Origin of the sequence: Pseudomonas sp. SIMBA_041 (genome assembly GCF_046535095.1) — a bacterium.
GTDB classification, from domain to species: Bacteria; Pseudomonadota; Gammaproteobacteria; order Pseudomonadales; family Pseudomonadaceae; genus Aquipseudomonas; species Aquipseudomonas mucoides.
Window position 1 is genome coordinate 130,738 of the sequence record NZ_JAWRXJ010000007.1, and the last position, 16,025, is coordinate 146,762.

A 16,025-nucleotide genomic window follows, 5' to 3' on the forward strand; every position below is an offset into this window, starting at 1 on the left:
AATCCCCATGGCTTTTACCGACCCGTTCATCCGCCGCCCGGTCCTCGCAACCGTGGTCAGCCTGTTGATAGTGCTGCTGGGCTTCCAGGCCTGGAGCAAGTTGCCGCTGCGCCAATACCCGCAAATGGAAAACGCCCTGATCACGGTGACCACGGCGTACCCCGGGGCCAACGCCGAGACCATCCAGGGCTACATCACCCAACCGATGCAGCAGAGTCTGGCGAGTGCCGAGGGTATCGACTACATGACGTCGGTCAGTCGCCAGAACTTCTCGGTGATCTCGATCTACGCGCGTATCGGCTCCAACAGCGACCGCTTGTTCACCGAACTGCTGGCCAAGGCCAACGAGGTCAAGAACCGGCTGCCTCAAGACGCCGAAGACCCGGTGCTGAGCAAGGAAGCGGCCGACGCCTCGGCACTCATGTACATCAGTTTCTTCAGCAAGGAGTTGAGTAACCCGCAGATCACCGATTACCTGTCGCGGGTCATCCAGCCGAAACTGGCCACCCTGCCCGGCATGGCCGAAGCCGAGATTCTCGGCAATCAGGTGTTTGCCATGCGCCTGTGGCTGGACCCGGTGAAGCTGGCCGGTTTCGGCCTGAGCGCCAGCGACGTGACCAACGCGGTCCGCCAGTACAACTTCCTCTCCGCCGCCGGCGAAGTGAAAGGCGAATACGTCGTCACCAGCATCAATGCCAACACCGAGCTCAAATCCGCCGAAGCCTTTGCTGCGATTCCGCTCAAGGTCGACGGCGACAGCCGCGTGCTGCTCAGCGATGTCGCGCGGGTGGAAATGGGCGCGGAAAACTACGACACCATCAGTTCCTTCGGCGGCACCCCCTCGGTGTACATCGGCATCAAGGCCACGCCGGGCGCCAACCCGCTGGACGTGATCAAGGAAGTGCGCAAGATCATGCCGGACCTGGAAGCCCAGTTGCCGCCGAACCTCAAAGGTGAAATCGCCTACGACGCCACGCTGTTCATCCAGGCCTCAATCGATGAGGTGGTGAAAACCCTGTTCGAAGCGGTGCTGATCGTCATCGTCGTGGTGTTCCTGTTTCTCGGGGCGCTGCGGTCGGTGGTGATTCCGGTGGTGACCATTCCGTTGTCGATGATCGGCGTGATGTTTTTCATGCAGATGATGGGTTACTCGATCAACCTGCTGACGCTGCTGGCGATGGTGCTGGCCATTGGGTTGGTGGTGGACGACGCCATCGTCGTGGTGGAGAACATTCACCGGCACATCGAAGAAGGCAAAACGCCTTTTGACGCGGCCATCGAAGGTGCCCGGGAAATTGCGATGCCAGTGGTCTCGATGACCATCACCCTGGCGGCGGTTTATGCGCCCATCGGTTTCCTGACCGGGCTGACGGGCGCGTTGTTCAAGGAGTTCGCCCTGACCCTGGCCGGGGCGGTGGTGATCTCCGGCGTGGTGGCGCTGACACTGTCGCCGATGATGTGCGCCTTTTTGCTGCGCCACGACGAAAACCCCAGCGGCCTCGCCCACCGCCTCGACCTGATTTTCGAAGGACTCAAGCGTCGCTACCAAAGCCTGCTGCACGGCACCCTGAACACCCGGCCGGTGGTGCTGGTGTTTGCGCTGATCGTGCTCTGCCTGATCCCGGTGCTGCTCAAATTCACCAAGTCGGAGCTGGCACCCGACGAGGATCAGGGCATCATTTTCATGTTGGCCAACGCCCCGCAACCGGCCAACCTCGACTACCTGAACACCTACACCGACGAATTCATCACCATTTTCAAAGCGTTTCCCGAGTACTACTCCTCGTTCCAGATCAATGGGTTCAACGGCGTGCAATCGGGGATTGGCGGTTTCCTGCTCAAACCGTGGAATGAACGCCACCGCACACAGATGGCGATCCTGCCCGAAGTCCAGCGCAAACTGGAGAGCATCGCCGGGTTGCAGATCTTCGGCTTCAACCTGCCCTCCCTGCCCGGTACCGGCGAAGGCCTGCCGTTTCAGTTCGTGATCAACACGGCCAATGATTACGAGTTGCTGTTACAGGTCATGGACCGGGTGAAAAAGCGTGCCATGGAGTCCGGCAAGTTCGCCTTCGTCGACGTCGACCTGGCCTTCGACAAACCGGAAGTGGTGGTCGATATCGACCGCGCCAAAGCGGCGCAGATGGGCGTGTCCATGCAAGACCTGGGCGGAACCCTGGCGACGTTGCTGGGTGAGGCGGAAATCAACCGTTTCACCATCGAGGGCCGCAGTTACAAGGTCATCGCGCAGGTCGAACGCCCGTTCCGGGATAACCCGGACTGGCTGAACAACTATTACGTGAAGAACAACAAGGGCGAATTGCTGGCCTTGTCGACCCTGATCACCGTCACCGACCGGGCGCGACCGCGACAGCTGAACCAGTTCCAGCAACTCAACTCGGCCATCCTTTCCGGGGTGCCGCTGGTCAGCATGGGTGAAGCCCTCGACACCGTGCGGCAGATCGCCCGGGAAGAAGCCCCGGCGGGCTTCGCCGTCGACTATGGCGGCGCATCACGGCAATACGTTCAGGAAGGCAGTGCGCTGTGGGTCACCTTTGCCCTGGCGCTGGCAATCATCTTTCTGGTACTGGCTGCGCAGTTTGAAAGCTATCGCGACCCGCTGGTGATTCTGGTGACCGTGCCGCTGTCGATTTGCGGGGCGCTGATTCCGCTATTCCTCGGCTGGTCGAGCATGAACATTTATACCCAGGTCGGGCTGGTGACGCTGATCGGACTGATCAGCAAGCACGGGATCCTGATCGTCGAGTTCGCCAACCTGCTGCGCAAGGAAAAAGGCCTGACGGCTCGCGAAGCGGTGGAGGAAGCGGCGGCGATCCGGCTTCGCCCTGTGCTGATGACCACGGCTGCGATGGTGTTTGGCATGGTGCCGTTGATCCTTGCCACGGGCGCGGGGGCGGTGAGCCGGTTTGATATCGGGACGGTGATTGCTACGGGGATGTCGATCGGGACGTTGTTTACCTTGTTCGTGCTGCCGTGCATCTACACCTTGCTGGCCAAACCCGCCCCCAAAGAACACGTATAACTCCCCTGTAGGGGTGAGCCTGCTCGCGATAGCGGTGGATCAGTCGACTTCACTGGTGACTGGCACACCGCTATCGCGAGCAGGCGCACTCCTACAAGGGGATTTGTTTTGGGCAAAAAAAAGGCCTCGCACATGCGAGGCCTTTTATTTTGGCTTCAATCTGGTCAACTTTGCGGCCTCATTCCCTGGGCAAGCCCGAACATGAGCAACAGCAAATCATGGTCAGGTTGCGCAGCAACGGAGGCTTTGATAGCGCGTGGTAATGGACAGTGAGCATCGCTGCTCACTGAACTGAGGACCTGCGTGCGTGGCTGCTCCCAGGCAGCCACCGCCAATGAAGCAACTGCCAAGGCTCCAACTAAAAACAAACCTCGTGCAATTTCGAGTTTCATCGCTATAAACCTTTGATAGCGCTGCCAAACGCCGTCTCATAAAAGTAGACGAGTTTTTTCCAGTCCGCATCGCTGAATGACGAATGGCGACGCAGTTGCTTCATGTCATGCGCGGCCGCTTGGGAAGCGGTCATACGCTGTCGGCACTTCTCCAGATCGATCAAGGCGATTTCGACCTTGGCCGATTCGCCTTCGCCGGTCACTCGCAAGAACACGTGCTTGATGTAGATGCAGCTGTGCTGCCAACGCCCCTTGTGCATGCGGGCGAGGTTCTCGGCCAAATCCTTCAACACACGATCATTTACCGCCTCGCCATGGCGCTCGCGACCACCACCGGCGTACCAGTGTTCGATTTCCTCGAAGCCATCCAGCGACTTGGTCACCAGCAACGCGCGCCATTTGTGCACAGGGTCGCGCTGTGCGCCGCAGAAAACGATTTCAGGAACACGCACGCCAAGCTTGCGCAGGCCGATCAGTGCATCTTGCTCGCGCAACACAGTCGGACGGCCAAACGGATGCAGCCAGCTGCGATAGATGTGGCCGGTCTGGCGCTTGGCATAGAGCAGTTGTCCATCACTGCCCATGACGCGCTGCACGCCACTTTCCCCGCCACGGCGAACGTTGGGTTCTTCTACCCATTCACCACGCTGATTCCAGAAAAAGTCGAAGCGGTCCTTGGGAGCGACTTCCGTTTCTGCTGCACATTGCACTGCCATCCTGTTACCTCTTGCGTAATACGTAAACGCGCCACATGGCGTAGAGCGGTATAAAGTCCAGTTTTTCCTGGATGCGGAAACCCGCTTGCTCGAATTCTTTTTCTACCGTTGCAGCCGGTAACACAAAGCGGTTTTGGTAACCTTCCTGCCCACGCCGCGCTTCTGAACGCTTGCGTTTCCAGGCCTTGAAGTTGCCGTCCACCCACAACGAAATGATCACGCTGTCACGGGTGACACGTTCGAATTCGCGCAGAATCGCCAGTCGATGCTCGGCTTCACCGATGTGGTGCAACAAACGCATGCAGAAAATGCTGTCGACGGCGTTATCAGGCAAGGCGATGTCGAAGGCAGAAGTGTGCAAGGGTTGTACCCGTTTCACCACGTCGGCGGGTTGTGCCTGGCAAGCGATCTTCACCATTGATTCAGAGTTGTCGGCGCCGATGATTGCACGGTTAGCCTTTTCCGCCAGCATTGGCCAGAAACGCCCTGCACCGCAGGGCAGGTCGAGTACCAGTCCGGGCTCGCCGGCCATCGCCAGCGCCTTGCGTGCCAGCTGTACGTCGCGCCAGTGGGACAGTTTGCGACCGAGGCCATCCTGATGCTTTTGCAGATAACGCTTAGCGTGTTGATCGTCGTATTTTTCGGAAAAATCGAGTTTGATCGGGCCGTCCATCATCAGGTCTCCTGAAATGCTGATGTCACCAACCTTAGGTAGTCTAGTGTCAGAGTCAGGTCATTCATTTGTGAAAATTTCGTTGAGGGAAACCCCGAACTATTTCAAGGTTTTACAGGATAACAACGATAGCTCAGGGCCATCGAACTGCAACCGTTCACTCAACCAGCCTCCGATGCGTTTAACTCGACCTGAAAACGACAGCCATTGGGCTCCATGGTCGTCAGGCTGACGGTCCAGCCCTGGTTCTCACAAATCCGCTGCACCAGCGACAACCCCAGACCAAGACCCTCACCCCGTTTTTCCGAACCCCGCACGAACGGCTCGAACATCGCCTCGCGTTTTTCTTCGGGAATGCCCACCCCGCTGTCCTCGACCACAAACCCCGTGGCGGTGAGGGTCAGGCGGATGAAACCGTGTTCGGTGTAATGCAGCGCGTTGCGCAACAGGTTGCCCATTACCGCATGCAGGAGCGTTGCGTTGTAACGGGCAGATGGAGGGGGACCCGGTTCGAAAATCAGTTTCAGCCCCTTGGTTTCGATCGGTTCTCGCCACAGCGTGAGCAAGCCGTCGGCAACCTGTTTCAGGTTCTGCTGCGGCGACATGCTGGCGTCTTCACGCTGTGCACGGGCCAGCATCAGGAAGGTTTGCACCAGTTCACGCATCTCTTCACAGGCCCGGGCAATGCGTTCGACCTGGGCGTGGCCGCGCTGATCGATCCCGGGATTTTCCAGCAGTAATTCACAGGAACTGGCCAACACCATCAAGGGCGTACGCAGTTCGTGGCTGACGTCACTGGTAAACAGGCGCTCGCGGGTCAGCGCCTGGCGCAAACGCCCCAGGGTGGCGTCGAAGGCGACGGCCAGTTCGCCCACTTCGTCTGCGGCATAATCCGGTGCCAGCGGCGGCGCCAGCCCCAACAGTTGATCGCGATGGCGGACCTGGCGGGCCAGTCGTACCACGGGCGCCATGACTTTGCGCGCCAGGACCCAGCCGAGAAAAACCGCCAGCGCCAGGCTCAGGACGAAGCCGACCAGCACCACGGCAAACAGCACCCGCTCACGCTCTTCGAAATCGCTTTGGTCTTGAAGCAGCACATAGCGCCGACCGTCGACGATTTCGACCATGGCGTGATACGACAGCTGATCGCGGAAAACTTCGTGAAAACCCGAATCGAGGTTGCGCAGATCCTTGGGCAGCTCGAAATCCCCTGCCCCGCCACTGAAGTAGAACAGTTGATCCGGCTCGGGGCGGTGGCTCCAGTCCGACATGCTGTCCATCAGCAACAGACGCTGCAGATCGCCACCCAGTCCGGACGAAATCAGCTTTTCTTCCACCACGTGTACGGTTGCCACAATGCCCATGGCAAAGGCACCGGCCACCAATGCGCTCATCAGCGCAAAGGCGATGATGATCCGTTGAGCAAGGCTCTGCTTAAACTCCATCACGGCCCTCGGCCAAGCGATAACCCACACCGTGAACGGTTTGCAGCAATGGCTTGGCGAACGGCTTGTCGATCACCTGACGCAGTTGATGGACGTGGCTGCGCAGGCTGTCACTGTCCGGGCAGTCATCGCCCCACAGCGCTTCTTCGAGAATTTCCCGGCGCAGCACGTGCGGGCTTTTCTGCATCAGCACGGCCAGCAACTTCAGGCCCACCGGGTTGAGTTTCAGCAGTCGCCCTTCGCGGGTCACTTCCAGGGTGTCGAGGTCGTAGGCCAGATCGCCGACCTGCAACGTGCGACGGCCGCCACCTTGGGTGCGACGCATCACCGCCTCGATCCGCGCGGCCAGTTCAGACAGGGCAAACGGTTTGATCAAGTAATCGTCGGCGCCGGACTTGAAGCCTTGTAGCCGGTCGTCGAGTTGATCGCGGGCGGTGAGCATGATCACCGGCGTGTCGCGGCGGGCGTCTTCGCGCAGGCGTTTGCACAGGGTATAGCCGTCGATGCCGGGCAGCATGATGTCGAGCACGATCAAGTCGTAATGCTCGGTGGCCGCCAGGTGCAGGCCGGACAGACCGTCTTGTGCGCAATCCACGGTGTAGCCTTTGAGGCCCAGGTAATCAGCCAGATTGGCCAGGATATCGCGGTTGTCTTCAACCAATAGAATTCGCATGGGCACTCCTCGGTAACACAGTAACAGCCGTCTTGGCCCGCGCAGCTTAAGGCCAAGTGTGGCTGAGGACTAGGGTTTCGCTTCGCAGAATCAATTTGTGCACGCAAATGGTACGGTTGACACCTTTTTCACTATCGATTCACACCCTGGCAACAGCATCCAGGCGAGAATCCCGCGCTGAATGATAATAAGGAAGGTATACACAATGGACTTTTTCAGGACGGCGCCAATGCGCTTTCTCTTGCTGGTCACCGGTGCCTGGCTGGCGATTTTCTTTCTGACACGAACGGTGCTGCTCTTCACACACCTGGACGAGGCCGGCAGCGGCTTCCTGTCGGTGTTCGGCATCGGCTTGCTGTATGACCTGGGCTTTATTGCCTACGCGGCATTGCCCATGGGCCTCTACTTGCTGCTGTGCCCACCGGCGCTGTGGCGTCGCCGCGGTCATCGCTGGTTGCTTCAGGGCCTGCTGACGGTCAGCCTGTTCGCCATGTTGTTCACCGCAGTGGCCGAATGGCTGTTCTGGGATGAATTTGGCGTGCGCTTCAATTTCATCGCCGTCGACTACCTGGTGTATTCCGATGAAGTGCTGAACAACCTGCTCGAGTCCTATCCGATCGGCAAATTGTTGAGCCTGCTCGCGGTCCTGGCGGTCGGCTTGAGCTTCGTATTGCGTAAACCCTTCAATGCCGCGATGAGCGCCCCGTTGCCGCCGTTGCGCGGGCGTCTGCTGAATGCCTTGGGTTTATTGATCGTCGCCGGTTTGAGCCTGCAACTGCTCAGTCAGGATTCACCTCGCGCCCAGGGCGGTAACGCCTACCAGAACGAGCTGTCGAGCAATGGCCCGTACCAGTTTTTCGCAGCGTTCCGTAACAACGATCTGGATTACCCGCAGTTCTACAGCACGCTGCCGGCCGACGTTGTCGCTCAGCAGATTCGGGCCGAGCTCAGCGAGCCCAATGCACGTTTTGTCAGCAATGACCCGCAAGACATCCGCCGGGACATCGATAACCCCGGCACGCTGCGCAAACCCAACATCGTGCTGGTGACCATCGAAAGCTTCAGTGCCAAGTACATGGGCAGCAATGGCGACCAGCGTAACCTGACACCTAACCTCGATGCCCTGCGCCAGCAGAGCCTGTATTTCAACAACTTCTACGCCACCGGCACCCGTACGGATCGCGGCCTGGAAGCCATCACGCTGGCCATTCCGCCAACGCCGGGGCGCTCGATCGTCAAGCGCATAGGCCGTGAGAGCGGTTTTGCCAGCCTCGGCCAACAGCTCAAGGCCGTGGGTTACGACAGCGTGTTCGTTTATGGGGGACGCGGTTACTTCGACAACATGAACGCGTTCTTCAGCGGCAACGGTTACCGCGTGGTCGACCAGAGCAGCGTCGATGAAGCCGAGATTCACTTCAAGAACGCCTGGGGCATGGCCGACGAAGACCTGTACACACAGACGCTGAAACTGGCGGACGCCGACTATGCGAAGCAACAGCCGTTCCTGCTGCAACTGATGACCACGTCCAACCATCGCCCTTATACCTACCCGGATAACCGGATCGACATTAAATCCGGCAATGGCCGTGACGGCGCAGTGAAGTACACCGACTATGCCATTGGTCAGTTCCTCGATCAGGCACGCAAAAAGCCGTGGTTTGACAATACAATCTTCGTCTTCGTCGCCGACCACACCGCGGGCAGCGCCGGTAAAGAAGATTTGCCGATCACCAACTACCAGATTCCGCTGTTCATTTATGCACCGAAGTTGATCGAAGCCCGAGAGACGGCACAATTGTCCAGCCAGATCGACCTCGCCCCCACGTTACTGGGCTTGCTGAATCTGGATTACGAGTCGACATTCTTTGGTCGCAACCTGTTGCAGGACAATCCACTGCCGCCACGCGTGGTGGTTGGCAATTATCAACACCTGGGGTTGTTTGACGGCAAGGATCTGGCGATCCTTAGCCCGCGCCAAGGATTGCGCCGTCACGATGACGCGCTGACAGAGAGTCGCGAGTCCCGTGCCACGGCCAATGATCCATTGATCACCCGGGCGATTACTTATTACCAAACGGCCAGTTATGGCTTCAAGCAACAGCTGCTTGGCTGGAAGGCGCCCAAGGAGGGTGCCGGCCAAGTCAGCGAACGTTAACCGAATCGCCCCGGGCTGATGCCCCGGGGGTTTTTCCTTTGTTCAGGATCCACCATGTCATCAACCGTTGTCCGTCCTGCCTCACGCCCGCTCAATTTCTGGGTGTGCCTGGGCGTGCCCGCCGTCGCGGCGATCATTTTGGTACTGCTCGAACTGACGTCCCTGGACATGGACCTCGCCAAGCTGTTCTACGATCCAGTGGCAGGGGATTTCATCGGACGCCACAGTTACTTCCTGGAAGACATCCTGCATGACCGCGCCAAGCAGGTAGTCATCGCCTTTTCCGTGTTTGCGATCATCGGCTTTATCGCCTCTTTCTTCGTGGACAAGCTCAAGCCATTCAAACGGGAACTGGGCTGTCTGGTGCTGTCGCTGGGTCTGGCAACTTCTTTTGTCACCCCCATGAAAGCAGTGACGGCGGTGCAATGCCCATGGAGCCTTGAGCAGTTTGGCGGCCACGAGACCTACAGCGAATTGCTGAGCCCTCGCCCGCACACGAATAAACCTGGCCGCTGCTGGCCCGGTGGTCATGCCGCCACCGGTTTTACCCTGTTTGCCCTGTTCTTTGTGTTGCGTGACCGTCGTACGCGCATGGCGCGCGCGGCGTTTGTCTTCGCCTTCGCCTTGGGCTCGGTGTTCTCGATTGGCCGGATGATGCAGGGTGCGCACTTCTTTTCGCACAACGTATGGACTGCGATTTTCTGCTGGCTGATTTGCCTGGGATCGTATTACTACGTGCTTTACCGACCTGCTTCCAAAGTTGCGTCGATGGCCAAAGCGAAAACAGTCAACGCCTGAAACACAGATCAAAAACCTACAGGGATCACGCCGTACCTGTAGGAGCGTGGCTTACCCGCGAGGGCGGCGACGCGGTCTCCTGACTGGCCCGATATGAGGGGCAATAAAAAACCCCGCCTGCTTTCGCAGGCGGGGTTTTTTAGTACAGGGGTAAGGCTGGCTTACATCATGCCGCCCATGCCGCCCATACCGCCCATGTCTGGCATGCCGCCGCCAGCTGGTGCGTCGTCCTTGATCTCGGCGATCATGGCTTCGGTGGTGATCATCAGGCTGGCAATCGACGAAGCCGCTTGCAGAGCCGAACGAGTCACTTTAGCCGGGTCCAGGATACCCATTTCGATCATGTCGCCGTATTCGCCGGTCGCAGCGTTGTAACCGTAGTTACCCGAACCCTGCTTGACCTTGTCGACCACTACGCTTGGCTCGTCGCCGGAGTTGGCAACGATCTGACGCAGTGGCGCTTCAACAGCGCGACGCAGCAACTGGATACCAACGTTCTGGTCATCGTTGTCGCCTTTCAGCTCGGAGATAGCCTGCAGAGCGCGAACCAGTGCCACGCCGCCGCCAGGTACCACGCCTTCTTCAACGGCTGCACGGGTAGCGTGCAGGGCGTCTTCAACGCGGGCTTTCTTCTCTTTCATTTCAACTTCGGAACCGGCGCCAACCTTGATCACTGCAACGCCGCCGGACAGCTTGGCCAGACGCTCTTGCAGTTTTTCACGGTCGTAGTCGGACGAAGTGTCAGCCACTTGCTGACGGATCTGCAGAACGCGAGCCTGGATGTCAGCCTCAACGCCGGCACCGTCGATCACGGTGGTGTTTTCTTTGGACAGGATCACGCGCTTGGCATTACCCAGGTGTTCCAGGGTAGTGCTTTCCAGGCTCAGGCCGATCTCTTCGGAGATAACGGTACCGCCAGTCAGAACAGCGATGTCCTGCAGCATGGCCTTGCGACGGTCGCCGAAGCCTGGAGCCTTGACGGCTGCGACTTTAACGATGCCACGCATGTTGTTCACAACCAGAGTCGCCAGGGCTTCGCCTTCAACGTCTTCGGCCACGATCAGCAGTGGACGGCCGGCTTTGGCAACGGCTTCCAGTACTGGCAACATTTCGCGGATGTTCGAGATCTTTTTGTCGACCAGCAGGATCAGCGGACCGTCCAGCTCAGCAGTCATGGTCTCTGGCTTGTTGACGAAGTACGGGGACAGGTAGCCACGGTCGAACTGCATGCCTTCAACAACCGACAGTTCGTTTTCCAGGCCCGAGCCTTCTTCAACGGTGATCACGCCTTCTTTACCGACTTTTTCCATGGCTTCGGCAATGATGTCGCCGATGGAGTTGTCGGAGTTGGCCGAGATGGTGCCGACCTGAGCGATTGCCTTGGTGTCAGCGCAAGGCTTGGACAGGGCTTTGAGCTCTTTGACGATCGCGATGGTCGCTTTGTCGATACCGCGCTTCAGGTCCATCGGGTTCATGCCGGCAGCGACGGCTTTCAGGCCTTCGTTGACGATCGATTGAGCCAGAACGGTAGCGGTGGTGGTGCCGTCACCTGCGTCATCGTTGGCACGGGAGGCAACGTCTTTGACCAGCTGCGCGCCCATGTTTTCGAAGCGATCTTTCAGCTCGATTTCTTTGGCAACGGAAACGCCGTCCTTGGTGATGGTCGGAGCGCCGAAGCTCTTCTCGATGATCACGTTACGGCCTTTAGGGCCCAGGGTCGCTTTTACTGCGTCAGCCAGGACGTTCACACCGGCGAGCATTTTCTTGCGGGCGGAGTCGCCGAATTTAACTTCTTTAGCAGCCATGATCGATATTCCTTAAATACTTTGTAGTAGCGGGAAAATGAGCGGGGTATCAGCCTTCGATAACAGCGAGAATCTCGTTCTCAGCCATTACCAGCAGGTCTTCGCCGTCAACTTTCACGGTGTTGCTGCCGGAGTACGGGCCGAACACAACCTTGTCACCCACTTTAACGGCCAGTGCACGCACTTCACCGTTGTCCAGCACGCGGCCGGTACCGACAGCGAGGATCTCGCCGCTGTTGGCTTTTTCAGCAGCCGAACCTGGCAGGACGATACCGCCAGCGGTTTTCTTTTCTTCTTCGCTGCGACGGATGACGACGCGGTCATGCAGAGGACGAAGCTTCATTGTCGATCTCTCCTAATTGTGGTTTTCATCGGCCGGTGTATTCCCGGCGGGTTTAACAAATCCGGCGGTGCCGGGTGCGGCTCGACAAGCGAGACGCGGAAGTCTGTCTGGCGTGATCGCCAGAAACCTTGCGGTGACCGTTACATAAGGGCGCATAAGCTTATTACAAGGGCGGGGATCGAAATTTTTTACATCGATGACCCGAAACAGACACGGCACCCGAAGGTGCCGTGCAGGTGAAACGTTTTACTGGGGGTCGCGGTGTTCGAACTCGCCTTCGATCACATTGGGCTCACGGCCCAGCGGCTCGCGTGGAGCAGGACCGCCACGCGGCTGCAGGTCGTCGGCGAAGGCACGCTGACGGATCGCGGCTTCTTCGGCGCGCTGGCGCATTTTGTTGGCCAGCAGTCGACGGGAGATCGGCAGCAGCATGATCAGACCCAGCACGTCAGAGACGAAGCCCGGAAGGATCAACAGACCGCCTGCCAGGGCCAGCATCAACCCTTCCAGCATGGTCTGGGCCGGCAGCTCGCCGCGATTCAGGCTTTCACGGGCACGCAGCGCAGTGGCCAGACCGGCGATGCGCAACACGAACACGCCGAGCATCGAGCCGAGAATGATCAGCAGCAAGGCCGGGAAAAACCCGATGGCGCCACTGACTTTGACGAATACGAATAGCTCCAACACCGGGAACAGTACAAAGAGCAATAAAAAAGGGCGCATCAAATGGTTCCTCAACGCAAGAATGCCTTGCCAGTTAGCCTTAGATGACGTCGCCCTTTCGTGAATTCAAGCGTCGGCGACTTCTTTTTTGGGCCAATGCTCGGCGTGAGCCAGGAAAACCAAGGCTTCCCGGACTTGTGTCGGCGTATTACAAGGTGCTTGAAACGGCAACCAATACAGCGCCTGACCGATGCGTAAATGCATGCCTTCGGTGTCGATGCCGGCCAGTTGCGCCGGTTCGGTTTTCGGCAGGCCCGCCAGGTCGACGTAGTGCGCGATGGCTTTGGCGTGATCGGCATTCATGTGCTCGACCATGCTCACCTCGGCTTTGCCGGCAAACGGGTTGGCCAGAGTCAGGTGATCAACCCAGTGAATTGCGCCGAAGCCACCGATGTAGCGGTGACGCACGGGTTTGAGCACCCAGAAATCGAAATCGTGAGCCTTGTGATAGCTCTGCGATTCAGGGAAATAGCGGTAGTAACGCTCGGCGGCCGCTTCAATGGCCGCTTCGTCCTCGAGCTTTTCTGCTTCGGCAAGGTACGTCAGCCGACCAACGGCTTGCACGTCATCGGCCTCGCGCTCGCCCACGAACAGCGAACATTTCGGGTCTTTTTGCAGGTTGTGCGTGTGCTGGGCGATGCGGCTGATAAGGATCAGCGGCCGGCCCTGCTCGTCCAGGCAGTAAGGAACCACCGAGCCAAACGGGTACCCCGGCATCGACTTGGAGTGGGTCGAAAGCACTCCCCGGTATTCCTTGAGAAGCAATTCTCGGGCATTCTTGGCCGCTTCAACGCTCAATTTATGACTCCTTATATAGAATCCGTCGAAAAAACGGACAGGCGCCTGGGGATAAGTATCCAGTACGCCGTCGGGGCAGTTCTCATGTGCAGCCAGGCCACATCAGGCGCAGATCGAGAGGCCCTCTACTAGGAAACCACTCTGACCTGCTATTGGGGCATGCGAATGCAACTCACTGACAAAGTAATCATTATCACTGGCGGTTGCCAGGGTTTAGGCCGTTCGATGGCCGAGTATTTCGCAGGTAAAGGCGCGAAGCTGGCGCTGGTGGACCTGAACCAGGAAAAACTCGACGACACCGTCGCCGCGTGCAAGGCCAAGGGCGTCGAGGCGCGCAGCTACCTGTGCAACGTCGCCAATGAAGAGCAAGTGACCCACATGGTCGCCCAGGTCGCCGAAGATTTCGGTGCGATCCACGGCCTGATCAACAACGCCGGCATCCTGCGCGACGGCCTGCTGTTGAAGGTCAAGGACGGCGAAATGACCAAGATGAGCCTGGCCCAATGGCAGGCGGTCATCGACGTCAACCTGACTGGCGTGTTCCTGTGCACCCGTGAAGTCGCGGCAAAAATGGTCGAGCTGAACAACAGCGGCGCGATCATCAATATCTCCTCGATTTCCCGTGCCGGCAACGTTGGCCAGACCAACTACTCGGCCGCCAAGGCTGGCGTGGCGGCAGCGACCGTGACCTGGGCCAAGGAACTGGCGCGCTACGGCATTCGCGTGGCGGGCATCGCCCCGGGCTTTATCGAAACCGAAATGACGCTGGGCATGAAGCCTGAAGCGCTGGAGAAAATGACGGCCGGTATTCCGCTCAAGCGCATGGGTAAACCGGAAGAGATCGCCCATTCGGCGGCGTACATTTTCGAGAACGACTACTACACCGGCCGGATCCTCGAAATGGATGGCGGGTTGCGAATCTAAGGCAACACCCAAAACCCTGTAGCAGCTGCCGAGGCACGAGGCTGCGTTGTGTGTCCGCAGGACCGCCCTCGGGGGCCGCTGCGCAGCCCAACGCAGCCTCGTGCCTCGGCAGCTGCTACAACATCACCATCAGCGAATCAATCGTCGCTGATGGTGATGTTCGGCATCGCCGGCGACGCCGCTTCCTGCAACACGATCCGCGCGCCGACGTGGCGAGCGAGTTCCTGATACACCAACGCAATCGGGCTGTCCGGCTCGGCGATCACGGTTGGCTTGCCGCCATCGGCCTGTTCGCGAATGGCCATCGCCAGCGGCAACGAGGCCAACAGTTCGACGCCATACTGGTTGGCCAGCTTCACACCCCCGCCTTCACCAAACAGATGCTCGGCATGCCCGCAGTTGGAGCAGATGTGCACGGCCATGTTTTCTACAACGCCCAGCACCGGGATATTGACCTTGCGGAACATCTCCACGCCTTTGCGCGCGTCCAGCAACGCGAGGTCTTGCGGGGTCGTGACGATGACGGCACCGGCCACCGGGACTTTCTGTGCCAGGGTCAGCTGAATGTCACCGGTGCCTGGCGGCATGTCGATGACCAGGTAATCGAGGTCGCCCCATGCGGTCTGGGTGACCAGTTGCAGCAGCGCACCGGAGACCATCGGCCCGCGCCAGACCATCGGCGTGTTGTCGTCGGTCAGGAACGCCATCGACATCACTTCAACGCCATGGGACTCGATCGGCACAAACCACTTCTGATCCTTGACCTTTGGTCGGGTGCCTTCGGGGATGCCAAACATGATGCCCTGGCTCGGACCGTAGATGTCCGCGTCGAGAATCCCGACCTTGGCACCTTCACGGGCCAGCGCCAGCGCCAGGTTCGCGGCGGTGGTGGACTTGCCCACGCCGCCCTTGCCGGACGCCACGGCCACCACGTTTTTCACGTTGGCCAACCCCGGGATCTGCGCCTGAGCCTTGTGCGCGGCAATCACGCTGGTGATGTCGACACGGGCCGTCGTTACGCCGTCGAGGCCTTCGATAGCCATTTGCAGCATCTGCGACCAGCCGCTCTTGAACACGCCGGCGGCGTAACCCAACTCCAGCTGGACGCTGACACGATCACCCTGGATGTCGATATTACGTACACATCCGGCGCTGACCGGGTCCTGGTTCAGGTAAGGGTCGGTGTATTGGCGAAGGACGGCTTCCACCGCTGCGCGATTGACGGCGCTCATGGGCAACTCCGATAGCAAGACTGGAAAATCAGGCGGGTATCCTACGCCGGACATACATTTGTGGCGAGGGCGCTTGCTCCGGCTCGGCTGCGAAGCAGTCGCAATCAGGCAGACGCACTCCTTCCGCCGAAAACGGGTTGCAGGGTTTGGGGCGGCTTCGCCACCCAGCGGGAGCAAGCTCCCTCGCCACACACAAGCATTTTCACGCTGTTACTGCCTGTTCACAGGTTTGGGCATTCGATGCAACCGGAAACAGGCTGACGGGGTGAAAAATATGCGCCGGCGCTTTATAGTGGCCGACCTCC

The 16,025-nt window shown here is 59.0% G+C and carries 14 protein-coding genes; 4 read left to right on the forward strand and 10 right to left on the reverse strand.

The features are described from left to right. Positions 1-7: 7 nt before the first annotated feature. Positions 8-3,043 (forward strand): multidrug efflux RND transporter permease subunit, encoded by a 3,036-nt coding sequence (locus SB725_RS18540; protein ID WP_027922867.1) that lies wholly within the window; start codon positions 8-10, stop codon positions 3,041-3,043. Between the two features lie 164 nt (positions 3,044-3,207). Here SB725_RS18540 and SB725_RS18545 read toward each other — a convergent pair whose 3' ends face one another. From SB725_RS18545 to colR, 5 genes are all read right to left on the reverse strand, one after another. Further along, positions 3,208-3,435: a hypothetical protein gene (locus SB725_RS18545; RefSeq protein ID WP_081743926.1), complete on the reverse strand. Its 228-nt coding sequence runs from the start codon at positions 3,433-3,435 to the stop codon at positions 3,208-3,210. A 2-nt stretch (positions 3,436-3,437) separates the two neighbouring features. Next, positions 3,438-4,151 (reverse strand): lipopolysaccharide kinase InaA family protein, encoded by a 714-nt coding sequence (locus SB725_RS18550; protein ID WP_027922866.1) that lies wholly within the window; start codon positions 4,149-4,151, stop codon positions 3,438-3,440. 4 nt (positions 4,152-4,155) lie between these two features. Further along, positions 4,156-4,824, reverse strand: coding sequence for a class I SAM-dependent methyltransferase (locus tag SB725_RS18555; RefSeq protein WP_059183060.1), 669 nt, complete (start codon positions 4,822-4,824; stop codon positions 4,156-4,158). Between the two features lie 161 nt (positions 4,825-4,985). After that, entirely contained in the window at positions 4,986-6,269 is a 1,284-nt protein-coding gene (locus SB725_RS18560) for a sensor histidine kinase (RefSeq protein WP_059182242.1), read from the reverse strand. Next, the gene (gene colR, locus SB725_RS18565; RefSeq protein WP_007948597.1) at positions 6,259-6,942 is read right to left on the reverse strand and encodes a two-component system response regulator ColR; all 684 of its coding nucleotides are present in this window, start codon (positions 6,940-6,942) and stop codon (positions 6,259-6,261) included. Before colR ends, SB725_RS18560 begins: the two co-directional genes overlap by 11 nt. Before the next feature lie 205 nt (positions 6,943-7,147). Here colR and SB725_RS18570 point away from each other — a divergent pair, with 205 nt between their 5' ends. Both SB725_RS18570 and SB725_RS18575 read left to right on the forward strand, forming a co-directional pair. Then, positions 7,148-9,097: an LTA synthase family protein gene (locus SB725_RS18570; RefSeq protein WP_410922459.1), complete on the forward strand. Its 1,950-nt coding sequence runs from the start codon at positions 7,148-7,150 to the stop codon at positions 9,095-9,097. A 54-nt stretch (positions 9,098-9,151) separates the two neighbouring features. Beyond that, complete coding sequence (locus tag SB725_RS18575) at positions 9,152-9,895, forward strand: phosphatase PAP2 family protein (RefSeq protein ID WP_194940571.1); 744 nt, start codon at positions 9,152-9,154, stop codon at positions 9,893-9,895. A 161-nt stretch (positions 9,896-10,056) separates the two neighbouring features. On the opposite strand, the gene groL is transcribed toward SB725_RS18575, so the two are convergent. The 4 genes from groL to SB725_RS18595 form a co-directional block, all read right to left on the reverse strand. Then, positions 10,057-11,700, reverse strand: a complete 1,644-nt coding sequence (gene groL, locus SB725_RS18580; RefSeq protein ID WP_027922861.1) for a chaperonin GroEL — start codon at positions 11,698-11,700, stop codon at positions 10,057-10,059. Positions 11,701-11,749: 49 nt separating this feature from the next. Beyond that, on the reverse strand, positions 11,750-12,043 hold the full coding sequence (locus SB725_RS18585) for a co-chaperone GroES (RefSeq protein ID WP_019827816.1): 294 nt from the start codon (positions 12,041-12,043) through the stop codon (positions 11,750-11,752). Positions 12,044-12,289: 246 nt separating this feature from the next. After that, positions 12,290-12,766: an FxsA family protein gene (locus tag SB725_RS18590; protein WP_027922860.1), complete on the reverse strand. Its 477-nt coding sequence runs from the start codon at positions 12,764-12,766 to the stop codon at positions 12,290-12,292. A 66-nt stretch (positions 12,767-12,832) separates the two neighbouring features. Then, positions 12,833-13,564, reverse strand: coding sequence for a HugZ family protein (locus SB725_RS18595; RefSeq protein WP_027922859.1), 732 nt, complete (start codon positions 13,562-13,564; stop codon positions 12,833-12,835). 165 nt (positions 13,565-13,729) lie between these two features. Between SB725_RS18595 and SB725_RS18600 the strand changes: the two genes are divergently transcribed. Beyond that, positions 13,730-14,488 carry an SDR family oxidoreductase gene (locus SB725_RS18600; RefSeq protein ID WP_027922858.1) on the forward strand — a complete coding sequence of 253 codons (759 nt, stop codon included), beginning with the start codon at positions 13,730-13,732 and terminating at the stop codon, positions 14,486-14,488. A gap of 137 nt (positions 14,489-14,625) precedes the next feature. Here the strand turns inward: SB725_RS18600 and apbC are convergent, their stop codons facing one another. Then, positions 14,626-15,720: an iron-sulfur cluster carrier protein ApbC gene (gene apbC / locus SB725_RS18605; protein ID WP_410922460.1), complete on the reverse strand. Its 1,095-nt coding sequence runs from the start codon at positions 15,718-15,720 to the stop codon at positions 14,626-14,628. Positions 15,721-16,025 lie beyond the last annotated feature (305 nt).